General features: G+C 60.5%; 23 protein-coding genes. 12 read left to right on the top strand and 11 right to left on the bottom strand.

From position 1 onward, the window contains the following. Positions 1 to 94: 94 nt before the first annotated feature. The 3 genes from PQQ96_RS36865 to PQQ96_RS36855 all read right to left on the bottom strand — a co-directional run bounded on the left by PQQ96_RS36865 (position 95) and on the right by PQQ96_RS36855 (position 2,539). Entirely contained in the window at positions 95 to 565 is a 471-nt protein-coding gene (locus tag PQQ96_RS36865; RefSeq protein WP_408301600.1) for a hypothetical protein, read from the bottom strand. A gap of 493 nt (positions 566 to 1,058) precedes the next feature. Further along, positions 1,059 to 1,664, bottom strand: coding sequence for a fumarate hydratase C-terminal domain-containing protein (locus tag PQQ96_RS36860; RefSeq protein ID WP_408301598.1), 606 nt, complete (start codon positions 1,662 to 1,664; stop codon positions 1,059 to 1,061). A gap of 2 nt (positions 1,665 to 1,666) precedes the next feature. Continuing rightward, positions 1,667 to 2,539, bottom strand: coding sequence for a fumarate hydratase (locus tag PQQ96_RS36855; protein ID WP_408301596.1), 873 nt, complete (start codon positions 2,537 to 2,539; stop codon positions 1,667 to 1,669). 145 nt (positions 2,540 to 2,684) lie between these two features. On the opposite strand from PQQ96_RS36855, the gene PQQ96_RS36850 reads away from it, so the two are divergent. Continuing rightward, entirely contained in the window at positions 2,685 to 3,755 is a 1,071-nt protein-coding gene (locus PQQ96_RS36850; RefSeq protein ID WP_408301594.1) for a ketopantoate reductase family protein, read from the top strand. 3 nt (positions 3,756 to 3,758) lie between these two features. Here the strand turns inward: PQQ96_RS36850 and PQQ96_RS36845 are convergent, their stop codons facing one another. The 4 genes from PQQ96_RS36845 to PQQ96_RS36830 form a co-directional block, all read right to left on the bottom strand. Next, positions 3,759 to 4,577: a cupin domain-containing protein gene (locus PQQ96_RS36845; RefSeq protein WP_408301592.1), complete on the bottom strand. Its 819-nt coding sequence runs from the start codon at positions 4,575 to 4,577 to the stop codon at positions 3,759 to 3,761. A gap of 25 nt (positions 4,578 to 4,602) precedes the next feature. Then, positions 4,603 to 5,229: a flavin reductase family protein gene (locus tag PQQ96_RS36840; RefSeq protein WP_408301590.1), complete on the bottom strand. Its 627-nt coding sequence runs from the start codon at positions 5,227 to 5,229 to the stop codon at positions 4,603 to 4,605. Positions 5,230 to 5,257: 28 nt separating this feature from the next. Continuing rightward, positions 5,258 to 6,220: an amidohydrolase family protein gene (locus PQQ96_RS36835; RefSeq protein ID WP_408301589.1), complete on the bottom strand. Its 963-nt coding sequence runs from the start codon at positions 6,218 to 6,220 to the stop codon at positions 5,258 to 5,260. A 95-nt stretch (positions 6,221 to 6,315) separates the two neighbouring features. Further along, positions 6,316 to 7,488 (bottom strand): porin, encoded by a 1,173-nt coding sequence (locus PQQ96_RS36830; RefSeq protein ID WP_408301587.1) that lies wholly within the window; start codon positions 7,486 to 7,488, stop codon positions 6,316 to 6,318. A 390-nt stretch (positions 7,489 to 7,878) separates the two neighbouring features. Here PQQ96_RS36830 and PQQ96_RS36825 point away from each other — a divergent pair, with 390 nt between their 5' ends. From PQQ96_RS36825 to PQQ96_RS36805, 5 genes are all read left to right on the top strand, one after another. Next, a complete protein-coding gene (locus tag PQQ96_RS36825; protein WP_408301586.1) occupies positions 7,879 to 9,201 on the top strand; it encodes an MFS transporter in 1,323 nt (440 codons plus the stop codon). Between the two features lie 31 nt (positions 9,202 to 9,232). After that, the gene (locus PQQ96_RS36820; protein WP_408301585.1) at positions 9,233 to 9,964 is read left to right on the top strand and encodes an HpcH/HpaI aldolase family protein; all 732 of its coding nucleotides are present in this window, start codon (positions 9,233 to 9,235) and stop codon (positions 9,962 to 9,964) included. A gap of 141 nt (positions 9,965 to 10,105) precedes the next feature. Next, a complete protein-coding gene (locus PQQ96_RS36815) occupies positions 10,106 to 10,873 on the top strand; it encodes a DNA-binding transcriptional regulator (RefSeq protein ID WP_408301583.1) in 768 nt (255 codons plus the stop codon). Positions 10,874 to 11,226: 353 nt separating this feature from the next. Then, positions 11,227 to 12,576, top strand: coding sequence for an MFS transporter (locus PQQ96_RS36810; protein ID WP_408301581.1), 1,350 nt, complete (start codon positions 11,227 to 11,229; stop codon positions 12,574 to 12,576). An 86-nt stretch (positions 12,577 to 12,662) separates the two neighbouring features. Further along, positions 12,663 to 14,111, top strand: coding sequence for an aromatic amino acid lyase (locus PQQ96_RS36805; protein WP_408301579.1), 1,449 nt, complete (start codon positions 12,663 to 12,665; stop codon positions 14,109 to 14,111). 19 nt (positions 14,112 to 14,130) lie between these two features. On the opposite strand, the gene PQQ96_RS36800 is transcribed toward PQQ96_RS36805, so the two are convergent. Further along, positions 14,131 to 15,108, bottom strand: coding sequence for an amidohydrolase family protein (locus tag PQQ96_RS36800; protein WP_408301577.1), 978 nt, complete (start codon positions 15,106 to 15,108; stop codon positions 14,131 to 14,133). Positions 15,109 to 15,261: 153 nt separating this feature from the next. Between PQQ96_RS36800 and PQQ96_RS36795 the strand changes: the two genes are divergently transcribed. The 4 genes from PQQ96_RS36795 to PQQ96_RS36780 all read left to right on the top strand — a co-directional run bounded on the left by PQQ96_RS36795 (position 15,262) and on the right by PQQ96_RS36780 (position 19,320). Continuing rightward, positions 15,262 to 16,209, top strand: coding sequence for a LysR family transcriptional regulator (locus PQQ96_RS36795; protein WP_408301575.1), 948 nt, complete (start codon positions 15,262 to 15,264; stop codon positions 16,207 to 16,209). A gap of 117 nt (positions 16,210 to 16,326) precedes the next feature. Continuing rightward, positions 16,327 to 17,286 carry an MBL fold metallo-hydrolase gene (locus PQQ96_RS36790; protein ID WP_408301601.1) on the top strand — a complete coding sequence of 320 codons (960 nt, stop codon included), beginning with the start codon at positions 16,327 to 16,329 and terminating at the stop codon, positions 17,284 to 17,286. Between the two features lie 18 nt (positions 17,287 to 17,304). Continuing rightward, positions 17,305 to 18,384, top strand: a complete 1,080-nt coding sequence (locus tag PQQ96_RS36785) for a CobW family GTP-binding protein (RefSeq protein ID WP_408301574.1) — start codon at positions 17,305 to 17,307, stop codon at positions 18,382 to 18,384. Between the two features lie 492 nt (positions 18,385 to 18,876). Then, on the top strand, positions 18,877 to 19,320 hold the full coding sequence (locus PQQ96_RS36780) for a DUF995 domain-containing protein (protein ID WP_408301572.1): 444 nt from the start codon (positions 18,877 to 18,879) through the stop codon (positions 19,318 to 19,320). A 50-nt stretch (positions 19,321 to 19,370) separates the two neighbouring features. Here PQQ96_RS36780 and PQQ96_RS36775 read toward each other — a convergent pair whose 3' ends face one another. After that, on the bottom strand, positions 19,371 to 19,889 hold the full coding sequence (locus PQQ96_RS36775) for a hypothetical protein (RefSeq protein ID WP_408301570.1): 519 nt from the start codon (positions 19,887 to 19,889) through the stop codon (positions 19,371 to 19,373). Between the two features lie 232 nt (positions 19,890 to 20,121). On the opposite strand from PQQ96_RS36775, the gene PQQ96_RS36770 reads away from it, so the two are divergent. Then, positions 20,122 to 21,189: an SGNH/GDSL hydrolase family protein gene (locus PQQ96_RS36770; RefSeq protein WP_408301568.1), complete on the top strand. Its 1,068-nt coding sequence runs from the start codon at positions 20,122 to 20,124 to the stop codon at positions 21,187 to 21,189. Positions 21,190 to 21,301: 112 nt separating this feature from the next. Here the strand turns inward: PQQ96_RS36770 and PQQ96_RS36765 are convergent, their stop codons facing one another. Beyond that, positions 21,302 to 22,336: a helix-turn-helix domain-containing protein gene (locus tag PQQ96_RS36765; protein ID WP_408301566.1), complete on the bottom strand. Its 1,035-nt coding sequence runs from the start codon at positions 22,334 to 22,336 to the stop codon at positions 21,302 to 21,304. Between the two features lie 141 nt (positions 22,337 to 22,477). On the opposite strand from PQQ96_RS36765, the gene PQQ96_RS36760 reads away from it, so the two are divergent. Next, positions 22,478 to 23,524 carry a GlxA family transcriptional regulator gene (locus PQQ96_RS36760; protein ID WP_408301565.1) on the top strand — a complete coding sequence of 349 codons (1,047 nt, stop codon included), beginning with the start codon at positions 22,478 to 22,480 and terminating at the stop codon, positions 23,522 to 23,524. A gap of 371 nt (positions 23,525 to 23,895) precedes the next feature. On the opposite strand, the gene PQQ96_RS36755 is transcribed toward PQQ96_RS36760, so the two are convergent. Continuing rightward, positions 23,896 to 24,201 carry a hypothetical protein gene (locus PQQ96_RS36755; RefSeq protein WP_408301563.1) on the bottom strand — a complete coding sequence of 102 codons (306 nt, stop codon included), beginning with the start codon at positions 24,199 to 24,201 and terminating at the stop codon, positions 23,896 to 23,898. Positions 24,202 to 24,727 lie beyond the last annotated feature (526 nt).

Genomic DNA, 24,727 nt, shown 5'->3' with positions numbered 1-24,727 from the left:
GCCGCACTGAGACGGACGAAAACCGTCTCAGTGCAAGAATCTCCGAAAGATTCGGACGCACCACCCTACCGCTCGCCGTTTTTTTCCCGATCGCCTAGTTTGGCGCGGTAACCGGTTGCTGCGCAGCGTTGTTGGCCTTCAATTCCGCAGTGCTTTCCGATGACGGGCTGTTACGCTGCGGCGCGTTAGCAGCGGCTACGGTTTCTCCTGCCCGCTGCAATACTTCTTCTGCAAGCAAGTTCGCTGCATGACGTGCCGTGATGCGGCTTTGCGGAACACCCTTCGCATCGAGCGCAATCACCTTGTATAGCTCGCGGTCGCATTCGAGTTCCTGCTGATACTGCTCCGCCGTGTCCACCAGCAATTCAAGCAGCGTCTGACGACGTCGTCTTTCTTCCAGCGTGACGGAAGGATTCCTACATATTGAGGACGCAAGCGTGATCAAAGTATCCAGTTGACCCAGGTGCCGGTCGCATAAATCGAATGCCGACAGGGCGAGTTTGTCGTACTGGAGTGCGTCGACAGACGGACGTGAAGCGGGTTGATTTTTGGTGGACTTGCTCATGGTGCGATCTCCCTGTTACTTCTCGGATCGCCCGACACTCGCTTGGGAAGGGGTGAGCGGGCACGAAGCGGGTTAGCAGACCGGGCTTGAAACAAACCGGCGAGCCTTGCGGCTCCCCACCACGGCCCGCCCATTGATATATAGACGTGCAGAGGTAGACGCACGCCCCGCGTGAGCGGGTGTGCGGTTTCAAGCGACAGGCTGCTAAACCTGGCCGTCGAGTGTTTCCCGACGACTTGGTAATTATAAAGCAGCCCACGCGGGTTGCCTTCAACCTTGTAGGCTAAATGTTTGATTTGGCCGAAGGGATAAGGAGTAATAGGACGAGGGTAGCCGCAACGCACAGACGGTCGTCAGCACGCCAGCCATCGGTTCGTCCTCGGCAGTGGCGACATCGACCGCCGCCTATGTACCGACTGACCACCCACTCAATCCGAACCGATTCTCACCGCATCAGTCCCCGGCGCGAACATCCAATCGCATCGCCACTCAGTTACGTGCCAAGGTCACGCAAGATCCCCGGCATCCGCGCCACAGCGCGTTCGTGCAATTGCGTATAAAGGCTATTGCCATGCGCGTCGATCGCCACGGTCGCGGGTCCGAGCTGCTCGACTTCGAGCGTGAGCAAGCGAAACTGCGAGATGTACTCGGTCCAGTTCATCGCGACAACCCGGCGCAGCGAGGCCGACAGCAGATGCGCGCCGCCGCCCAGAAACGATAGATACACGCAACCGCACTCGCGCAACGCCGCTGCGCTTGCTTCGTCGAGCCCGCCCTTGCCGCCCACGAGGCGCACGCCGAGGCCCCGAATCAGCGCGGGCATCCATGGGTTGTATCGCGTGCTGGTGCTCGGGTTCAGATAAAGCGGCACGGGGCCGTCCGCCGTTTCATCGACGTAGGTGCTCAAATGGAAAAACGCGCCGTCGCGCAGGTCGACCGGCAGCGGTGCCTCCTGCTCCACAGCCTCGGCGAGCCGGCGATGCGTCGGCAAGCCGATGCTGACGGTGATCTCACCCGATAGCCGCACCATGTCGCCGAGTTTCAGATCGAGAACGCTCTCGCGCGTGAGCGGCAAACACAAATCGTGAATCTGGCTCATCGTTAGCACTCCATGAATTTGACGCGGCCATCGCCGTGAATACGTGCCGCGGTGCGCCGATTGATCCAGCAGTTGAAGCACACCGCAACCGGCACGAAACCGTGACTCGCGGCGTAGTCGACATGCACGGCCATCGCCGTCGTGTCGCCGCCCGTTCCCATCGGCCCGAAGCCCATCGCGTTGACGGCGTCAAGCAGGCGCTTCTCCATGCGCTCAAGTATGGGCTCCGGATTAGTCTGACCGAACGGCCGCAGCATCTGTTCTTTCGCGAGGCGGGCCGCGTAGTCGAACGTGCCGCCAATACCAACGCCAATCACGAGCGGCAGGCAAGGCTGCGATCCGGCGCGCAGCATGGTGTCGAGCACGAAGCGTTCGATCTGTTCCAGAGTCGGATACACGAACGCATCGATGGCTTCCCAGCGACCCGTGCCCATGGCTTTCGGCGCGCAGACGATGTCCACATAATCGGCGTCGTCGATCACGTCAAAGCTCACGATCGGCATGTCCTTGCCCGCATAGCTGCGCTCGTGCGTCAGCGGATTCGTGACCATCTTGAGAATCGGCGGCGAGATGTTCGCCGCCAGTTCCGCAAAGCCTTCGCGAATGGCGGCACGCACCGGTCCCTCGAACTGAACGCGTGTGCCGATCTTGATGCTGTAAGTCGGAATGCCCACGTCGCTACAGACCAGCGTGCCGTTACGTTGTGCACCGTCGGCGCTTTCGAGCATGATCGTGAGCGTCGCCTTGCCGGTCGGATTCGACTCGGCGCCAGACGCTCGCTGCAAAAACGCGCGCGTGTCGTCCGGAATCGCTTTCAACGAGCGTTCGTAAAGTTGCGCGGTGACTCGTTTAAGCGTTGTGCTGTTGATCGGCATCGTTGAGATTCCTGAAGATGGAACGGAGTCTGCCTTCCTGTCGGGCAGCCGCCGTGAACCAAGGGTTCGCCCGCTCGCGCAAGATTCCGGCAGGAGAAAAGCAGGCAGAAAGTACTGGATGAACAACGCGCAGCGGCGACAATAAATGGATCCCTTCGATGACACCGAATTCACCATGAACGATTTCCACACGCACACGCAACGCATCGGCATCATCGGCGCGGGTGCGATAGGCGGCCACTTCGCCGCTCGCCTCGCGCTCGCCGGGCATCGCGTATCGGTACTCGCACGCGGCGCCACGCTGGATGCGCTTGCCACTTCCGGACTGCGCTATACGTGTCCCGGCGAAGCTGAGCGCACCATCGCGCTCAATGCTCAGGCAAGTTGCGCGAACATGGGTCCACAGGATCTGGTGATCATTGCGCTGAAATCGCACGCGCTGCCCGCCCTCGCCGCGTCGCTCACGCCGCTCGTCGGCCGAGAAACCGTCGTGCTGCCAGTGGGAAACGGTTTGCCGTGGTGGTACTTTCTCGCCCCTGGAAATCCGCTCGAAGGATTGCGCCTCGCGAGCGTCGACCCGCAGGGTGACATCGAACGCGCACTGCCGTTCGAGCACGTACTCGGCGGCAGCGTGATGGCGTCGTGCAGTTCGCCCGCGTCCGGCGTGGTCCATCACCACAGCGGCGGCAAGATCGTGATCGGCGAGCCGTGCGGCGGCATCAGCGCGAGGGCGCACGACTGGGCGCAATTGCTGACGGCCGCCGGCCTGCCGACCACCGCCAGCGACGACGTGCGCCGCGACCTGTGGCTCAAGCTGCTCGGCAACGTCTGCGCCAATCCGTTGAGCCTCATCACGCAGGCGAGTACCGACCGTCTTGTCGACGATCCCGGTACGCGCGCCATTTTCGAAAGCCTGATGGCAGAATGCCTCGCGCTCGGCCGGCGTGCCGGTCTCGCGCTCGAGATCGACATTGCGCAACGCATCGCCCAGACGCGCCAGCTCGGCGCGATCAAGACCTCGATGTTGCAGGATCTCGAAGCGGGGCGCCGCGTCGAACTCGACGCGATTCTCGGCGCCCCGCTGGAGTGCGCGGCACGGCTCGACGTTGCTGTGCCCCTCATGCAGACGGTATTTGCGCTCGCCCGTTTGCGTGCGGCGCAGGCAGGCCTTGATGGCGAACATTCCGGTTCTCGCGAACATTCCGGTTCTCGCTAACGTTCAGCCACGCATGTAGTCAGCCGAATTGGCGACCCATCCCTTGTCGATGAAGTCCGTGCGCGGCGGCGAGAACACGTCGATCAAAAGATGGCGGCCAGTGCCGACGCCTTCAGTGGTGTGGATCAGATGAACCGGAACCGAGATCATCGATGCCGGACCGGCCTCAAGATGCTGATCGTCGCGCCATTGGTTCGCATCGGCGCCCCATTGCACGCGCAGGTGATGAATGAAATGTCCATCGATCGCGAGCGACCCCTGCTCGAAACTCGCGTGACTATGCGGGCTGAGCTGCGAGCGGTCCCGCGCATCCTGATACTCGACCCAGTTAATACTGAGCGTGTCGGATTGCAGCATCTTTAGACGCGGCTTGTCGGCGGGCGGCTGGATGTTGTCGATGCTGATCACCTGCAGTTCGCCGTTCGCGCGTGTGCGTCGATAACCGGCATCGCTGCCGACGATGCGCGGATCAGCCGACGCATAGTCCTGTTCGTTGAGCGCGGTGCCGGGCGTGAGATCGGCGCGTGACGACGCGATCAGCACGGCGCGGCCACCATCGTTCGGCTTCATCGAGACGTCGCCCGCGGGCAACACGCAGACACTGCGGCCCGGCACGGACTGCACGGCGCCTTGTCCGGTGCGCACTTCAGCGCCGGTTTCGTCGGGCAAGAGCAACAGCATCTCGTGCGTGCTGCGTGCTTCGAAGGTCTTGCCATCGCCTTGCAGCCATTGCACGAAGAAGTTCTGGCCGCGCGCCACGGTGCCTGGCGCAAGGTCGTAGACGGCGGTTTCCCGCACGCTGGTATCGGTTGTAGTCGTCATGTTCGGTTCCTTCTGTATTGGGGGATCAGTCGCGCCGCGGGCTCGGGCGGCCCAGCACGTCCATACGGCCGACGGTGGCGTAGCGGTTGCCGTCGAGGCGGGTCAACGGTTCGGTGCGGGCCGTATCGAAACGCCCGTCCGCGTCGATGAATCGATCGTCCAGATGCACACCGACGACGCGCCCGAACACCACATTGCTAGCCGTCTCACCGGGCCCAGTCGGCTCGATGTCGACGATGCGCAGCAGCCGGCACTCCATGCTGGCGGGCGACGCCGCCACGCGAGGTGGCTTCACCATCACGCTCGGTGCTTTCTCGAGTCCAGCCAGTTCGAACTCGTCGGTGCCGTAAGGCGCGTCGATCGAACTGAGATTCATCTGGTTGCGCAAATCCCATGTCACGAGATTCGTGACGAACTCACCCGTCTCACGCACATTGGTGATGGTGTCCTTCTCGTGCCGGTCGGCCGGCGCGTTGCACGAAAAGATCACCACCGGTGGCGCAGTCGAGACAAGATTGAAATGCGAAAACGGCGCGAGATTGATCTGCCCTTTGCTGTTCATCGTGCTGATCCAGCCAATCGGGCGGGGAGCGACGATCGCATTGAACAGCGTGCGCTTGAAGTCCGGCGTGGTCGCGGGGTCTAGAAACATCGTTATCTCCTTGTACGACTCGGATTGCTCAGCGGCGCGCGCCGCCTTTCACGAATACCGTCTTGCCCGTCTCGTAGAGGACGGCGTGGCGCTCCACGTCGGTCAGCAGCGTCGTCGCGTCGAGCATGCGCTGCACCATATCCTTGTACGTGCCCGACGAGGTGCCGATATCGGAGCCCCACATGATGCGATCGGCGCCGAACATATCGACTGCCTCGCGCAGCACGTCACGCGCCGGGGTATCCGTCTCACGGTAGATGTCGAGGTTGATCGAGGTGAACTTGAAGAAGATGTTGGGCTCAGCGGCGAGCGGCACGAAGCGCGCGTCGAAACCGTAGTTGTCGTCCTCGACTTCAGGTTCGAGCATGTGATCGAGCACGACACGCAAGTTCGGGAAGCGCCGCGCCAATTCGATGATCGCCGGCACCGACGGACCGCCGCCGCCGATCGCCAGCACTTCCAGATCCATCACGATGCCGTATTCGTTCGCCACGGCCCACGTCTCTAGCGCACGCGGCGAATTCAGCCACGGCATGGTGCCGTCGGCTTCGCGTCCGCCGAACAGGCGCACGCCCGCGAGGCCGTGATTCTCGATATACGAGCGCACCAGCGCTGGCGTACCTTCGTCTTCCGCATCGAGAATGACGACGGCGGAAAACGTGTCGGGATAAGCGTCCGACGAATCGAGGATGTAGCTGTTGTCGAAGCGGTAAGTCATGCGTTTTTGCACCGCGACCGCGCCCTCGACGCGTTCTTCCTGCATCCACTGCAGCATGCGCGCGACGTCCGGCACTTCATTGACCGGATTGGGGCCATGCTTGCCGCCCGGCAGGCCGATCACGCCGGGCAGGCGTGGCGGCGCATTGGGCGAGCGCTTCATCGGATTGCGCGGATAGCGCGTCTGGTCGTCGGCCACGAGATGCGCGTGCGAGTCGAACAGTTTGACGGCTTGACCGGCAGGAGAATTCGTCGGATCTTGCTGGGAAGGCATGTCTCCTCCAAGGAGGTTTGGGTTGCTAAAAGGCGCACAGCGCTAGCCGCCAGCATCGCGATAGGGCGATCGGCCAGCGGCGCGGCGCGTCGCGGCTAGAAAAGATGGCGGATGCCGAGAAGCACGGCGTTCTGCGTATCGGTCGCCGACGGCGTCGCGGAGGTCAACGCGGCCACGGCGCGTTGTCCCGTCGAATCGAAACCACCCGCAGTCTCGCGCAGCACGACGAAATAAAGGTCGGTTCGCTTCGAAAGCGAATAGTCAGCGCCGAGATTCCATTGCTGATAGCTCGCGCCGCTCTCGCCGTTATACGAACTTGCGCGCGTGTACGTGTAGGCGACGCCGAACTGCAGCGATGGCGTCATACTGTATTTCAGATTCGCTTCGCCCGTGTTGAACGTGGCGGTCGCGCCGATTTCACCCAGCGGCGGTTTGGCGCCCGCGACCGGCGTGCCACCGATGTTGAAGAATTTCGTGTTCGTATAGATGCCGCCGACCGTGAACGAACCGATCGCATACGAGGCGCCCGCCCCCACGACCTGTTGCGACGCAGCCGTCGCATAGCCGCTGAAGATCGGGCTCGAGAAGTTGTTGCCAGTCGTGCTGCTGGTCGCGTTGTTGCCGAACAGCGAGTAGTTCGGATTCTTCACGTACAGATAGGCCGCTGCGAACTTGAACGGCCCATTGCCGTAGTCGACGCCCGCGGAAATCATCTGGTTCTGCGTCGCGTTGCCCGCGATGCCGCCGAGGCTGTATGTCGCGCCAAACTGCAATCCGCGATAGCGGGGGCTCACATACTTGATCGCATTGTTGGCGCGCTCGGTGCCGTCGACGTCGTCGAGGCCGCCCGGATGGTAACCCCAACCCGCGCCGCGCGCGGCCCAATCGCTGCCGGAGGAGAACGGGCCCAGATAAGTCGAAAGCGTCAGGTATTGACGGCCTAGCGTCACCGTTCCGTAAGGTGTGGCGACGCCGACGAAGGCCTGACGACCGAACATCAGCCCCGCTTGCATGGCGCCAGTCGTGGTGGTGAAGCCGCTTTCCAGAGTAAAGACGGTCTTGTAGCCGCCTCCCAGATCTTCACTGCCTGTCATACCAAAGCGCGATGCGCTCTCATTGCCGCCGGCAATCGCGAATTGGGACTTGCCGCCCGCATTGCTGTTGTAGCGAAAACCGGCATCGACGATGCCGTAAAGCGTCACGCTGCTTTGCGCGTGTGCCGTGCAAGCGATACCGCAGGCTGCCATCAGGGACAATGTTTTTTTCATCGGGGTCTCCTCTCCGTGTCTTAGCCCGTTCGCGTTGCGTCACGGACTTTCAGTTTTTCGGATTTTCAAAGTCGGCGAGCGCACGCTGTTGGCGGCTATCACGTTCGACGCCTCGTATGGTTCCATGCGATACGCGCCGTACCAAGCGCGTTTCCGAGACTTTCCGCAGAACGAAAACCACGAGATGCCACGTCGCCCTAAAAAAATGGCTGGTTCAGCATGGATTCCGACACGCGAAATCTTCCGGATTCGTACTTGAATCGCGGCGTCGGCGAGACATAGCATTGCTCACCGTGAGTCCGGCCTCGCTCAGAGGTCGCTCACAGACAGATAAAAGCCGGCGCCGCGCGTCTCACGCGCCACCAACCGGTCCGCCACGTTGGAGGAGAGATGGAGATTTCAGTTGCCACGCCCGTCAGCCAGGCCGTGACGCACGATGAACGCCTGATCCGGCGTGTGTGGTGGCGCATCATGCCGCTGATCCTGATCACCTATCTGGTGTCGGTCATCGACAAGATGAACGTCAGCTTCGCCAAGCTGCAGATGGTGCATCAGATCGGTATGACCGAAACGGCTTACGGTCTGGCGTCATCACTGTTCTTCATCGGCTATCTGATCTTCGAGATTCCAAGCGCGCTCGGTGTCCATCGCTTCGGCGCACCGAAGTGGATATTCCGCATTGTGCTGAGCTGGGGCATTGCAACCTTGCTCATCGCGTACATCTCGTCGGGTTCGACTTTCGCGGCGCTGCGGTTTCTGGTCGGTGCGGCGGAAGCCGGGTTGTATCCCGGCATCGTCTACTACCTGACTGTATGGTTCCCGCGCCGCTACCAGGTGCGCGCAATCGCACTTCTGACGCTCGGCAGTGCGCTCGGCAACATGCTCGGCTCGGCTTTCGGCGGCCTGCTGCTGTCGCTCGACGGCGTCTGGCATCACGCGGGCTGGCAATGGGTGTTTATCGTCACCGGCCTGCTTGCACTCGTGCTCGCGCCGATCGTGCTGTTCTACCTGCCGCGCAGTGTGGAGACGGCGTCGTTCCTCGACCCGCAGGAGCGCAGCCACCTTGCACGCATGGTCGCTGACGAAGCGCCGGCCGCTCATCACGAAGGCAGTGTCTGGACCGTACTGTGCGACCGCAAAGTGCAGGCGTTTGCGCTCGGCTACACGTGTCTGCTCACGTCGCTCTACGGGCTCATTTACTGGCTGCCGACCGTGATCAAAGGATTCGGCGTTTCGAGTTCGCTCAACGGTCTGCTCACGATGATTCCGTGGGCACTGACCGCCGCGCTTTTGCTGATCGTGCCGCGTACGCTCAAGAACGAAAGCCAGGTGCGCATGGCAGCCGCGACCATCGGCATCGTCGGTTGTGTGGCGTTTGTGGTGAGCCTGCTGGTGAGCGATCCGGCGGCGCGCTATGTCGCGCTCGTGGTTGGCACGCCTTGCACGTCGCTGCTGCTGCCGTGCTTCTGGTCGCTGCCGTCGAAGTATTTCAGCGGACGGCGCGCCGCCACCAGCCTCGCCGCGATTAGCAGTATCGGTAACCTCGGCGGCTTTCTCGCCCAGAACGCAATGCCGTGGATCGACAAGGCGTTCGGCCACCCCGGCTACGCCATGCTGCTGCCAGCCCTTTGCCTGCTGTTGCTCGGCTGCACCGCGCTCGCCATGAAGGCCACGCCAGTTCGCGCATCGGTCAACCAGACCGCGTCCCGATAGGACGCTTCCAATCCGCTTTCATCCATCATCCATGTCCACAACCACGCACGACACCTCCACGCGCCAGATTGGCACGTTCGTCAAAACCGGCGCGCCGCAGATCATCGAGATTCTCGGCGGCGCGGGACTCCACTTCGCGGTGGTCGACGCAGAACATGCGCCGTTCGACCGCGCCACGCTCGACGTCATGGTGATCGCCGCACGCTCCGTGAATTTGCCGCTGTTCGTGCGGATTCCCGACATGAACACCGCGACGATCCAGTCCGCGCTTGATCTCGGCGCTTCGGGACTGCTGGTGCCGCACGTCGATTCCGCGGATGAAGCGCGCGCGCTGGTGGCCCGCACACGCTTCATCGACGGCGAACGCGGCTTCTCCAGTTCGCCCCGCTTTGCCGGTTACGGTGCGATGGGGATGCAAAAGGCCGTCGCGGCAGGCAACGGCACCGTCGTGATGTGCCAGATCGAGAGCCGCGCGGGCTGTGCTGCTGCAGATGAGATCGCAAATGTGGACGGCGTGTCCGGCCTCTTCGTCGGCCGCGCGGATCTGGCTTTGTCGTTTGGTCTCACCAGCGCTCGTGCGTCCGAAGTGATGCAGGCCACCGTCCAGGTGCTCGACATCGCCCGACGTGCCGGCAAAACGCCGGGCGTTGCCGTCGGCGAGGTCAGCGAGTGCGCCGAATTCGAGGAGATGGGCGCTACCTGGTTCGTGATCGGATCGGATCAGTCGCTGCTTCGCAAGGGCGCGCTGACGTTGATGGCCTGATTGCGCACCAGATCCGCGGCCGCGCCGCCCAGGTCGGCGCGGCCGGTCCAGGCAGTTCAAAAGCTGCGATAATCCGAGTTTGTCGAAGGGCAAGCGTCAGATAGATCGACGTGCGCCCGACCACCCAGGCAAGGCGATACGATGGCGGAACGCGAATCTTCGATTCGGGCAGTGGAGCGGGCAATCACCCTTCTGCGCGCCCTGAACCAGATGCCCGTTTCGACACTCGACAGCCTGCATCAGTTGACGTCGCTGCCGAAGCCCACGTTGATCCGGCTGCTGCGGACCTTCGAAGAGCTGGGCCTCGCCGCACGCGGCGCGCGGCCCGGCGAATACCGCCTGCTCGATGGCGTCAACGCATTGAACTCCGGCTATCACCATGTGCCGCGTGTGGTCGAAACCGCCGCGCCGCTCGTGCGCAAACTCACCGAAGAGATCAAGTGGCCGATTGCCGTCGGCATGCTCGACGTCGACGCGCTAGTCGTACGCTACAGCACGATTCCGTATTCGCCGCTCTCGCTGCTGCACTCGTCGATCAACATGCGTCTCAGCCTCGTTTCACGTGCTTTGGGACGTGCGTATCTCGCCTTCTGCTCGCCCGAAGAACAGGAGATGCTGCTCGAAGTTGTGCGGCAAAGTCATCATCCGGAAGACCGGCTCGCGCAGGATCGCGAAGCCGTCCAGGCGATGCTCGATCAAACCCGCCAGCGCGGGTACGCCCTGCGCGATTCCAGCGTGCGGCCGGTGTCCGGCACTATCGCCGTGCCGGTGATGGCGAAGGAATTCGTGGTCGCGTCGATTGGACTGACATGGTTTTCTTCCGCGCTTACAACGGAGAAGGTGGTCGAGCGGTACCTGGGTCAGATGCGCGAGGTGTCGCGGCGAATTTCGGAGCAGTTGGAAAACTAGCGAATGAAGTCTGGCGGCCGTGCCGCCATCAGCGAGCCGCACTCGGGAGTCACTTCAGCCCCATTCCGACAGGTGGAATTTCGCGGAGTTATGCTTGGCCGCAGGCGAGCTACAACGTACTATTTTCCCCATAGAAGCGCTTATCGCGAATATCGTCGGACACATTCCATTTCATTCGCAGCGGACATGAAGTCAATCTGTTTTTTCGCGCCGGTCTGCGCCGCAGATATTCAATGGGAGGAAGGATATTCGGAGCAACCTGCCGGCTTAATCCAACGCCATCAATAATAAGCTTCTAATTCGCAAATTTAAATTCTGGACTAAATAATTAAGATCCAGATAAGGAGGAGACAGTGGTGATCAAGAAAGAAGTTCCATGGAAAGCGGTGGTCGCATCTACCGTTGGCAATGCACTGGAATGGTATGATTTTCTGGTTTACGGATATTTGTCCGTCATTATCGCCAAACAGTTTTTCCCTGCCGATAATCCCGTTACCTCGATGCTTTTGACCACGGCTACTTTCGGCGTGGGCTTTGTCGTCCGACCCATCGCCGGGATTGCCATTGGTATCTATGCGGACCGTGCCGGGAGAAAAGCAGCGCTGTCTTTTGTGATTCTCCTGATGCTCGTTTCAACCGCCATGCTGGCACTCTCGCCGACGTATAGCCAGGTCGGCATTCTTGCCCCGATCATTGTTGTCTGCTCCCGGATACTGCAGGGCATTTCGGTCGGCGGCGAGTTCGGCAGTGCCACCGCGCTACTGATCGAATACGCGCCGCCCGGAAGGCGTGGTTTCTACGGCAGTTGGCAAATGTTCTCGCAGTCCATCGGCGTGTTTCTCGCGACGCTCATGGGTGCCCTGCTAACGAGCGTGTTCACCGTAGAGGCACTATTGTCGTGGGCCTGGAGAATTCCGTTTCTGCTTGGCTTGATCATCGGGCCGATCGGCTTCTACATTCGCCGCAATCTGCAGGAACCCGAAATTTTCCTGAAAGAGACCCAGCACAAGAAAGTTTCGATCGGGGAGATATTTCGCCGCTACCCTGCCGAACTGTTTGTTTCCTTCGCGTTGAGCGCAGTGACGAACATCATGGTCTATGTACTGATCGCCTACCTTCCGATCTACGCGGTTCAGTCCCTCAAGACCTCCTTGAATGCGCCGTTCATCGTTCTCACCGTGTCGCTTCTGGTAAGAATGGCACTCGTTCCTTGCTTTGGTCACCTGTCTGACAAGATCGGCCGAAAGATAATTATGGGGGTAGCACTCACGCTCTTCGCGTTGCTGATCTACCCTGCGTTTATCCTGTTGAACATGTATCCGACAACCACGTCTCTACTCATCATGGAGCTGGCATTCGCCCTGCTCATGGCAGCCATATTAGGCCCCGTGTCGGCAACGCTTGCGGAACTGTTCCCGACGCACATACGCTCGACCGGCCTATCCATTACCTATAATCTGGCTGCTTCATTGTTGGGCGGGTTCACACCGTTTCTGCTGACGTGGTTGGTCGCGAAAACCGGCGACAAGCTCATGCCGGCCCACTATCTCGTTGGATTTCTGATACTTGGCGCAGTTTCGCTGCTGTTCTATAAGGAATCCGATATAAGCGTGGCGCTAACGGATCATGACGACCGCGAACTCACTGAGAAGGACGTTGATCTCGTTTCGGGAGCCGGCCAGTCGGTACGGAAGGCAAGCTGACCTGACCCGATTCGCATTACTCCCGCGCGTGACCGCGGCAGGACTGACGGGTTCGTCGAATCCATACAAACCGGAGGGTGTTTCAAATGAGCAAGACGGTGACTATTGATGGTCAAACCTTAACGGCGCGACAAGTGGTGGAGATTGCGCGGTTCGACGCACAGGTCACGCTTGCTCCGGATGCCATGGAACGCATGCACGCTGCCCGGCGAGTCGTTGAGCAAGCGGTCACTCGCGGCGATCGGGTTTACGGTGTGACAACCAGCGTGGGCGCCAAGACAGGCGTTCCGCTCGAGCCGGCACGTATTGAGGAGTTCAACCGCCGGCTTTTGCAGACCCACAACTTCGGCCACGGCCCCACGGCGCCAGACGAAATTGTGCGGGCGATGATGGTCATTCTCGTGAACGCCATGGCCTCAGGTCGACTCGGTGTTCGCCCCCTGCTGGCCACAATGTTGGTCGATGCGCTCAACAGCGACCGAACGTTTCGTGTGCACCTATGGGGATCGATAGGTCAGAGCGACATGTCGCCGGTGGCGGATCTGGCGTTGGAGCTCTACGCGGAAATCACGTTGACGTCGGGCGAAGCGCTGGCACTTCTCAATTCCAGTGCACTTTCGCTTGGCACGGCCGCTATCGCCATTGACGATCTACGGCGCCTGCTGAACTCATGGACCATCGCCTCGGCGTTGAGTATGGAAGGTTTCGCGGCCAATCCGTCCATTCTTTCACCCGCTGCGATCCGTTCTCGACCCTTTGAAGGGCTGCGGATCGCTGCCGAGTTGATTCGTGCACAGCTTGATGGCAGCTACATTCTGGGAAACGGTGGTCCCCGCCATCTGCAGGACCCGCTTTGTTTTCGTTCTCTACCAATTACATTCGGAAATGCGTTCGATAGCTTCGCCTTCGCCGAGAAACAGATCGCCATCGAACTGAATGCCAGTCAGAACAACCCTATCGTATCGATCGAGGACGACACACTAGTGTCGGTCGCCAACTTCGACATGCTGTCGCTGTCGATGGCCCTCGATACCGTCAGGCTAGCCTTATCGCCCGTTGTCACCAGTTCCACGGAGCGCGTTGCAAAACTCACGGATTCGTTCTGGTCTGGACTCCCTGTGGGTTTGATCGAGGAGGACAGCGTTGGGTTACCCGGATTCAACGGATTGGCACAGTTTCACAAGTCGCTGGCGTCGGAGGCGCGCCTGCTCGCAGCACCGACAGTCATCGAACTGGCCAGCTCCAGCCATTCCAACGGCAACCTCGATCGTGCCAGCATGGCGACAGTCGCGGCGCGCCGCGCGCGAGAAACGACCGAACTCTGCAAGTCGCTTCTTGCGATGGAGCTCATGGTTGCGGCTCAAGCCGTCGATATACGTAAAGCCACCCCGCTCGGGGCCTCGACGACGAAACTTTTGAAGTTCGTCCGAGGCCTTGTGCCCTATGCAGAGGGACACGAGCGGGTGCCTCATCCGGCTCCTCTACTCGCCGCCCTCGAATCGCAAGAATATGACCTGAGTGCGATCGTTGCGTGAGTCGCCGGTACCGCAGCCGTTACAACCGGAACAACCGTTTCGCGTTGTCGCGGCCGATCTTTTCCCGGTCGTTTTCACCAATCTCCGCGTCGTCGAACCAGGCGCTCGCCTCTTCCATCGTCTCGAACGGGTAGTCGGTCGAGAACAGCACACGGTCGCCGCCAATTTCTTCCATCGCATTGCGCATGGCAATCGTGCGGAAATTGCCGCTCGTCGTCACATGGAAGTTCTGCCGGAAATAGTCCATGAACGGCTGCTTCGCCTTGACGCCCATCGGGTTCTTGCCATTCGCCGAGGCCCAGTGCGAGGTGCGCCAGATGTTGTTCTGCACAAGTTCGCCCAGATGGCCGAGAATCACCTGCAGCTTGGGGTAGGCGTCAAACAGACCGCTACCAATGAGGCGCAACGCATGGACACCCGTCTCCACTGAGAATGCCCACGCCGGGCCCATCAACCACGGGTGCCCGTTCCACGAAAGCTGCTGGCTCGGCAACGGATTGCGCGGATGGAGATAGAACGGCACATCGAGCCGCGCGACTTCGCCCCAGAACGGCCAGTACTGCGGAAGGTCGTAGTAAGTGGCGTTGTCAGCGCTACCGATCTGCGAGAAACCATTGACAAGCGCACCCTTGAAACCCAGTTCGGACACGGCGCGTTCCAGCTCGCGGGCCGCCGCCTCCGGGTCTTGCATCGGCAGCGCGGCGAATGCCCCAAAGCGGTCCGGACGGCGTGCTACCTGCTCGGCAAGCAGATCGTTCGCGCGTCGCGCGACATCGATTGCGCGCCGGGTGTCGACAATCGCCTGCACAGCCGGCGCGTTCAACGACAAGATTGTGTACCCGATTCCGCAGGCGTCCATGCGCTCGATGCGCTCCGCCTCAAAGTCGAGCAGTTGCCGGCGCCGGTGCGGCCAGATGTCAGCAGTGAAATAATGTTCAGAATCGCCAATCGTGTCCGGCGATGCGAAGTGCTCTTCGAGCGCAATCTTGTTCTGCATAAAGCCTCCTGGTATGTTGATGTCTCAACGTCTGCCGGCGCCTTGCGGCCACAGCGTGTTGAGACCAGCGTAGGGCGGCCCTGACTCCCTGTTAAATTGTCACTTCAAATACCATCATTCACGACATCTATACCCCGCACACTGGCCCACGCCATGACACCCGATACTGACCTGCGTAACGTCGACCTGAATCTGCTGCTGGTGTTCGACGTGCTTTACCGAACCCGGAGTACGACGCGCGCGGCAGAGTCGCTCCACCTGACGCAGCCTTCCGTCAGCAACGCGTTGAAGCGGCTGCGCTCACTGTTTGACGACATCCTGTTCGTGAAGACAGCCGACGGCATGCAGCCCACGCCGCGAGCGGACGGAATCGCGGCGCTCGTCGACGAAGGGTTCGCGTCGCTGCGTCTCGCGCTGCAGGCAGGCCGGACGTTCGATCCGGCCACCTCAACGCGCACGTTCCGCCTGTACGTCAGCGATCTCGGACAGGCGATCTTCATCCCGCCACTGGTCGCGCATTTGCATCAGGTCGCGCCGGGTGTCCGGGTCGTCACGACCGACCCGCCACTCGACGCCGCGCAGCAGATGATGAAACTCGGCCAGATCGATCTCGCGATCGGTATGTTCAGCGGTCTACATGCCGACTTCCATCAGCAACGGCTCTTTCACGAGACTTACGTGGCGCTCGTGCGTAACAACCATCCCACGATAGGCGCCATGCTTTCCGTCGAGCAGTTCTTCGCGGCCGACCATGTGGTCTACACGCCCACGGCCGGTAGCCACGCGCATTTCGAGGCAGAATTCAATGCGCACTCCTCGCACGACGGCAACGCTCGCCACGTGGTATTGCAGCTCGCGCATTCGTTCGGTCTGGATCGCATTGTCTCGTCGAGCGAGCTCGTCGCCTGTATTCCGAGCCGCCTCGCGCGCGTGCTGGCGAGCCGGCACGATGTCCGCGCTGTCGCGCTGCCGTTTGATATCGCGCCAGTCGATATCACGCAGTTCTGGCATGAACGTTACCAACGTGACGAAGCTCACCAATGGTTACGCGCACTCGTCTATGAGCTGTTTCACGATCTTCGTCCGAGCGCTGTTCTCTGATAGTGTCTAGGCGATGCTGCCCGATCCCGACACTGGAATCGCGCACACCCCAACCAAAGTATCAGGAGACACAGAGCCATGAGTGATCAGCCGTTCGGACGCTCCCGTCGTGATTTCATGCGTATTGCCGTTACAGCAGGCACCACCGCAGCGCTGCCGTGGATGCAGGACGCCCACGCGCAGTCACCGGCCAGTTCCGCACCCCCTGCCCCCGCGGCCGGACTCCCGGCCAAAGGCACACAACTGATCCTGCTCGGCACCAAGGGGGGCCCGACGCCCTCTGACCTGCGCGCGGCACCGGCGAACGTGCTGGTGGTCGACGGCCAGCCCTACGTGGTCGATTGCGGTAACGGCGTCGCGCTGCAGTTGACCAAGGCGGGTATCAAGCTGCCGGGCATTCGTGACATCTTCCTGACCCACCATCATTCGGACCACAACGCCGACCTCGGCAATCTCGTGTTCCTTGCCTGGGCCACCGGGCTGCATACGCCCGTCAACCTGTACGGACCGCCGCGCATGACCAAGATGATCGACGACTTCGTCGACATGAACGCGATCGACCTCGACGTGCGAATGCGCGAAGAAGGCCGGCCGCCGTTCCGGCCACTGATCAACATCCATGAATTCGACGGCCCGCGCCTCGTGATGGAAGACGACCGCGTGCGCGTCACCTCGACACTGGTCGACCACTACACGATCAAGCCGGCATTCGCTTACCGCTTCGAGACCAAGGACCGCACGGTCGTTTTCTCCGGCGACACGACCTACTATCCGGCGCTTGCCGAGTTCGCGAAAGGCGCTGACGTACTGGTGCATGAAGTGATGTACCTGCCCGCACTCCAGAAGCTGATGAAGACCGTCGACAACGCGCCGACGCTGCTCGATCACCTCGTGAAGAGCCACACCACCACTGAGCAGGTCGGCAAGATCGCCGCGGCGGCTGGCGTCAAGACGCTGGTGCTGAGCCATTTCGTGCCGGGCGGCGATCCCGCGATTACCGACGAGATGTGGGCCGCCGATGCGCGCAAGCATTTCAACGGACAGGTCATCGTCGGAAAAGACCTGCAGGTTATCTGAGTGTCAGGAAAAGCCACCATGCAATCCGCTGCGATTCCCTTGACGTTGCTGACCGGTTTTCTCGGGTCGGGGAAGACCACGTTGCTCAATCGCCTGCTGCCGCAACCCGCGCTGGGCCGTTGTGCGGTGGTGATCAACGAACTGGGCGCGATCGGTCTCGATCATCTGTTCATCAGCACTTCGCGGGACGAGACCATCGCGCTGCTGGAAAACGGCTGCCTGTGTTACGGCGTGCGCGACGAACTGGCTGCGACTGTGGCCGATCTGCTGGAGCGCCGCGTGCGCGGCGAGATTCCCCCCTTCGAGCGGATTTTGATCGAGACCACGGGGCTTGCGCGGCCCGGCCCAGTGATCTCCCTGTTGCTGGGCGACCCAGCGCTCGAAGGTCGTTTGCAACTCGATGGCATCGTGACGACCGTCGATGCGAAACACGGCGCCGCGCAACTTGCCCGACATGAGGAATCGCGTCAGCAGGTGGCGGTCGCGGACCGGCTGTTGCTGACAAAGGCTGAACTGGTCGATGCGCCCGCGCTTGCCGACCTCGAGGCGGCGCTTGAGGTGCTGAATCCGGGGGCGACGCGCATTCCGGTGCGCAACGGCGAGATTGACGCACAACAGTTGCTCGACATCCTGACACCGCGTGCCTTGCGGCCCTGGTTGCGCGCCGCGCCCTCGCCGCGCAAGTCGCTGATGCGTGGCGCGACGGCGTCACGCGTGGCCCATCCGGACATCGACAGCTTCTGCCTGACTTACTCACAGCCATTGCCGATGCAGGCATTCGAAACCGCGTTGACCGTACTGCTCGGCTATCACGGCGAACGCATCCTGCGGGTTAAGGGAATCGGCAATTTCATCGGCGAATCGCGGCCTGTTGTGTTCCATGGCGTGCAGCAGTTGCTGCATGAACCGTTACGGCTTGAAGCGTGGCCTGACGACGATCACACGACACGGCTCGTGTTCATCGTGCAGGGGCTCGCGAGGTCGGTGATCGAGGAGACGATCACGCATTTTCTGGTTGAAGCCGGGGTGGAGGCACTGGCAGAAGGCGACGACGAGGCTTCATCACGCTTCGTACAAGGTGATAAAACCTTTCAGTGATTCGAAAGCGGTTCTTGGTAAGCGATTACCACGTTCAAACGCCGGTTTGCTCTTGAAGTTCGGGAAGCGCCCCGCTACAACTTCGATAGAGGAACTCAGTTTTTGCAATCACTCGCAGAACGAAAAACTGCATGCACAACCTTTGACGAACCGCGGCTCGGCGTTGATTACCCGACGCCGTGCTGTTCGCGTTCGCAGCAAGCGTTGTGAGAAGTTCAAAATGGCTTCGTTCGAGGAATAGTGGCACGCGCAATTCCGAAAAGATTAAGACTACGAACGCATCCTTCGGCAGTGTCGTCTCTCGCGCCGCGCGCCTTGTGAACGAGCTATTAAAAAATAGTCGGCAGGCCCATGTCTGCATGGCCAGATACCTCCCGCCGGAATGCGATTGAGCGCCGCCTGACTAACCCTATCTAAGCCTGACAAAGACGAGAGGCTGCCTTTCGCGGGTAGGTGTCTGAACCGTGCGAAGGCGCGACTGCAGGAGGAGCCATGACGCTGATTCCGCACCGCGTTGCCAAAACAGTTGCTGCAGTTGCGCCGGTACTGCTTGCCGCGTGTGCGCAGCCGCCGTACGTCACCGTTCCAGCCGGGACGACACCCCTAGCTCACGATGAAGTCATGGCGCTTATATCAAGCGCCAATGTTCACCGGTACTTCCCCGAGTCGGAGGCGATCATGACGACAAAGGAAGACGGCTCCGTTGAGTACTTCTATAAGCCTGGAAAAGCGCACTTCGCGCACGAGGGAAAGATATTGCACGCCGAAGGAACCTGGACAGTCGGGCAAGACGGTCGCTTCTGCGTAGCGTTGACATGGCAGTCTACGGCGTCAACCCATTGGTGCCGCTTCGTCTTCCAGACGGGTAACGGGTACGGAGCCAGCGATAGTGCTGCCGCTACGAACCTGGAAAACTGGGGTATTTCGAAGAATTGAACGTCTTACATTCGGTCGGACCGAGCGTTGCCCGCCCCGCGAACCTCGGGTCAAAAACCGTGCCTGACAGAAAGCGTCGCGCCCGTATCGTGTGAATGGAGAACCGCGACACGCGCTGTTCCAGAAAAGACCCACTCGTTGACGGTCAACGACAGCTTTCGCTGCGGTTGCGCACCGAGCGTTAAAGTCTCGTTCGGCAACTGAACGATTGAGAGTAGCGGCGCCGTCGAGGGGCCCAGATCGAGATAATTCGGTGCCTGCTGCGATGCGGCCTCAGGCGTTGGTGTGGTGTTCCCGGCGCCGAACCGGACTTCGTGGGTCACCTGTGTGCTATAGAAGTTCTCGACTTGCGCATAAAACGGCTTTTCCTGATCCGACTGATATTCCATTTCATACGGGTGAAAGTAGCGTTGCGGATCCGGAATGGGCGGAACGACCTTCTCGGGCAGAGGCGCGATATTCGCAATGGTCATCTCTTCGGGCGAATCGATAACAAGACCGTCCGCGAACGCATATCCGCTCAGCATAAGCACTATTGCGCCGACAATCCTTTCGCTCAGGCGGGTCATGGGCATGCCCCCAATGAAGGAATTGAAACGTCACACTACTGACCGTTACGCCTGAACAGACCGCCTTTGCATGCTCGCTTGCACCTATACATTGTAGTCAGTCCTTTACGTCTCGCTACCTATGTATGCAACGCCCGCCCGAGAAGACCCGGCACAACGATCAACCAGCGAGGTAGTACTTACCGAACAACAGGGTTATTCTTCGCTACACCACACTACCCCGGAGCGTCCCATGCAGACAGTCCGTCGTTTCGCGTTCCTTGCGTTGACATGCAGTGTCATCGGTTTGTCCCATTCATCGAACGCATCGCCCGACTCTGCCGGTCCGCAACGAAGCCTCATGCAGGTCGTCTCGTTCGGGGATAGTCTTTCGGACGTTGGCACCTACGCTTACGCCCGACAGTTCGGCGGCGGCACCTACACCACCAATCCGGGCGCTATCTCCGTACAGGTTATCGCGGAGCATTATGGGTCGAGCCTCACCCCCGCGTTGACGGGCGGTTTTGGGCAACCGAGCGTCGTTCATCCGGAAGGATTGGGATACGCCCAAGGGGGCGCCCGAGTCGCCGCGCCGCCGAACCCCGGCGACGCAACGGGCGACACCGGCGAGTTACAGACGCCACTGATCTTACAGGTGGCCGCCTATCTTCAATCGCATACACGCTTCACCGGCCAGCAACTGGTACTGATGCAAGGCGGAGCCAATGACGTTCAGGATGCCTATGGTGCATGGGCGGGGATGGTTGCAAACGGCGGCGATCCGAGCGCCTCTTTGCAGGCCGTGCTACCTTCGCTGAGACAGGCAGCGCAACAATTTGCGGGACTGGTGCACAACGTGCACCAACATGGCGCCACACATATCGTTGTGCAAAATGTACCGGACATCAGCAAGGCGCCGATCGCGAGCCTTCTCGAGCAGCAACTGCCGGGCTCCGCAAAAGTGCTTCGGCGTCTGGCGCAGGTATTCAACACTGCGCTGGATGACGCGCTCCCTCCATCGCCGGCCGTGCTGCGGATCGACGCGTTCACGTTCATTGATGAAGTATCAAAGAACTATCAAAAACTTGGTTTTCGTTTCGACGGCAGCATCGGCACCAACGTAGCATGCGCGCCGGCCAACTTGCCACCAGCATTTCAAGCCGATGACACCAGCGCGCTTTTCTGCTCTCGCTCAACGTATGTGTCTCCCCACGCTGACACTAACTATATGTTCGCCGACGCTTATCATCCGACGACCCATCTGCAGAAAATCATAGCGGACTATGTGGTGGCCAAGATCGACACCTGGCTGCACGAATAACAGGAACAAGGACGAAACCGCAGGTTCGCATCTCGGCTTCTGGTCGTAGGAACGCGGTATGCGCGGCAGCGGTCACTCATGCATTCCGTCGGCGCTAACGTTGCAGACGGGATCAGCCAGGCGCGGACTTCGTCCTGGCCGACCTGCCGAGTGTCGTGGAGGGAAGTTCGCCAAATTGGCGCAAATAATCCTGCGCGAATCTTGCAAAATGAAAGAACCCCCAATGCATTGCGATGGCCGTCACCGTGGCGTTTGTACCGCGCGCCGCTTTCAGGGCGCGCCGCGCGCAATTGAGCCGTCGCATCCTCAAGTAGGCAAGCGGCGCGACACCATGAATCTGCAAGAAGGAGCGCTGAAGCGAGGCACGGCTGACTCCCAGCCCCTGACACAACGTCATTACCGTTAACGGCTCTTCGGGACTGCTTTCAAGCAATGCTTGCGCGGCTTGGGTGATTCGATACGCACTACCCGACGGCATCTGAGAGGATCTGGCGGTCGAGTTGGAAAGAATGCGGAGCGTGCGCTCCAGCACGACCTTTTCCAGGTATTCGTGATTCAATGCCTCAAGCTGGCTTGAATCAGGCGAATGTCGAAGCGACATCAGTGTCTCGAGCATGTCGTTGAGATCACTGGAATCAACGCGATCGAACATCAGCGCCTGGCCCCCGTCTCCCGCCAGGTCGCAACCCAAAGCGTCAGCTGCTTGTAAGAATCCGTCCTGGCGGATCCGAAAATAGGCGATCTCGCTTGGCGGTAACAGCACTTCGTACTCGTTGTTTGCCGGCAGGTAGGCGACAGTCCCTTGGGAAATAGCATCGAGGTCGCATCGTGCCTGACCTGAGACCGAACGGACGAAGCTCACCGAGCAGTATTCGGGCGGGAAATGTAGCCGCTTGAGCACGGTGCGATTCTGCCGTTCAGCAGCCACGAGTGTGTCTTGAAAACTCAGTTGCTGAAACCGACCGGCAAACGCGCCGCCATCAACCTGATCGTACTCAGTTGGCATCCATCGACGCTGAACGCCGGCGGCGTCCTCTACATCGGCCGTCGCAAGGTCCAGCCATGAGAGCCCGCCATCGGTATCCGCCGTGTGCTCGTCCGACGCGCCTTGGGCAGCCACATTCACTGATCGGTCTGGCAGATCCATGCGTAAATTTCCATGCGTGACTAATTTCGGATAGCCGAGGGGCAAACAATCAAGTAATTTGCTTTTGCGTCACCAATTATAAGAAAAAGAGAGAGTCGTCAAAAAGGGCCTTACAGGCCAAAAAATTCCGGGGAAACGCAATTGGAGCTGGTACCTTCTCTGCCGCGCTGGTCGCGGCAGTCTTTCGTGGCGACGCAAACGAGCGAGATGACTCGTGTCGACATAGCATTGTTCAATGGTTTTGCGCTGCCAAAGATTGCAGCGCTTATGGAGATCTTTCAGAAGGCTAACGCACTCATCGCATCGCAGCGATCGGGTCGCGCACACTATGACGTCTCGCTGCTTTCGGCTGCGGGTGGCCGCATCGCAAGCTCGTCGTCGGTGTTCGTCTGGACGGAGAGCGTCGAGTCGCACCGAGGTACGAATGACAGGCACCTGCTGTTCATTGCAGGTGGCGCGGGCGTGCAGCAGGCGTGCCGCGACGCACGCCTTGGCAATTGGCTGCGCCGTAGGCATCCCTTCAGCGAGATTGTTCATCCCATCGCAGAAGGACGACTGCTTCTGGAAGCGGCTGGGCTTCCCAGCCGCTATTGCGCGCTTCTATATGGCAGCAACGAAGCGCACCAACTTTATCCGGCAACGCCGCTTGGCGAAGCGCCTGGTGCCGTACGCACGGCACTGCGCATCGTCGAAGAGGATCTTGGGCCCGAACTGGCGCGGCAAGTCGCAGAATCGATCGCGCCGCAACACGAGACGCCCTTCAAGTCGTCCACGACACGCGGCGTGGCGCCTCATGTCAGCGAGCAGATTATGGCGTCGGCGCGCTGGCTGGAGGCAAACGCCGATCGTCCCATCTCTATCGACGACGCCGCGCAGGTCGCAGCGATGAGCGAGCGCAACTTCTTGCGGCGCTTCAAGAGCGAAATCGGCATGACGCCCTCAGACTATCTGCTTCGCGCGCGGCTGAACATAAGCTGTCGGATGCTCGTCGAATCACGTTTGCCGGTCGACAAAATCGCCCGGCGCTCCGGGATCGGCAGCGGCGGGCAGTTAGCCAAGCTGTTCAGAAAATATCTGGCGACGACACCCACCGACTACCGGATGCGCGAGGAGGCGCCTCCAGGCAGCATCCTGATGCGTGCGCGGTGCGACTCGACAATGCAGTCTGGGACGGTATCCGAGCGGTAGTCACCGCCATTCCGGTCGACTCAGCCGCTGGCCATTGGAACGGCAGCTATGGCCGCGGACTCGCCGGATAAGCCTGTAGTGAATGTCTCCTATCAGGGCGTAGCCAACGTTCGAATGTCCGGCCGACGGCGCTGACTAACGTCTGTTGTTGGCCGATCACTGACTCATGCAAATAGCATGGATTACCTGAATCTCATACGGCCGTGATCGGCAGCTCGCGACCCACTCCGGACGCTGGACCGCGCGCCACTTGATCGGCAGCTTTTAGTGTGGAACCGTCATTCATCCCTTGGCGTCGGTCGGCAGGTATCGGCACTCCAACACTCGAGAGTCGAGAACTGGATGCCGTAGAGCCGCCCTCGAGCGACCGCTTACAGGTGTCGACACTGTCGTTGGCCTAACGCGGTCTGATCTATGACGCGCGCCAAAGCGCGTGACGGAACCCATTGGCCTCCCTGTGCAATGAATCGGGAAGCCGCGTCGACGACTGTTTGGTTGCTGTCATCATCGAATACTGCAAAGACGGATGCGATGACCGACTCCGCGAGGGCAAACTGCTGCTTTTCGAATCTGCTCGGGTCGATGCGGCCTGCGGCATCGAAAGAGAGAATGGAAAACGTGCTCCGAACGACGTGCCCCGGGTTTCTCGCCACAAGCTCGACCACGACGCTGGCCATTCGCGCTCGTTGCCCCGCAAAAACGGGCAGACAGTGGCTTGCCGGATCTCGCAGCATCCGGTCAAACTTGGTGCTTGACAGCCGCCAGAGGGTATCGTCACGAGCGATCAGAAACGTTCGGCAAGAAAAGCCCATGATTCTGCCCCTTACACCAACGGTGATGCTCGCCACTATCGGCAAGATCCGACAGCGCGCCTTCTTCGCAGGGGATCCGCCGCTGTACCTTACACCGCGCGCATGACCAGGCTTCGCGTCGTCTCGGTCGATGTCCGGCTCCGCTGGGCCTTTCCTGCACGTGGAGCACGACGCAGTCATCGCGCTCGTGGAATCGAAGTCAGTCGCGCAGGCAATCGCGGCTGCGTGGAACCACGCCACAGGCTTGGCCACGCCCCGCTGCGGGCCTCGCGTGCCCTTCTCGTCCAGAAAGTATCCCGTGCTAACGATGGGTGTGGCGACTACCTACCGGGCGACATAGGCGCCACATCGGATCGCTGCACTTGCTCTCAAGCACGACGTGGTCCCCTAG

Source organism: Paraburkholderia sediminicola, from assembly GCF_046027825.1.
GTDB lineage: Bacteria > Pseudomonadota > Gammaproteobacteria > Burkholderiales > Burkholderiaceae > Paraburkholderia > Paraburkholderia sediminicola_D.
Note: the sequence above shows the minus strand (reverse complement) of the source record. Positions and strands in the feature narration are given on the sequence as shown.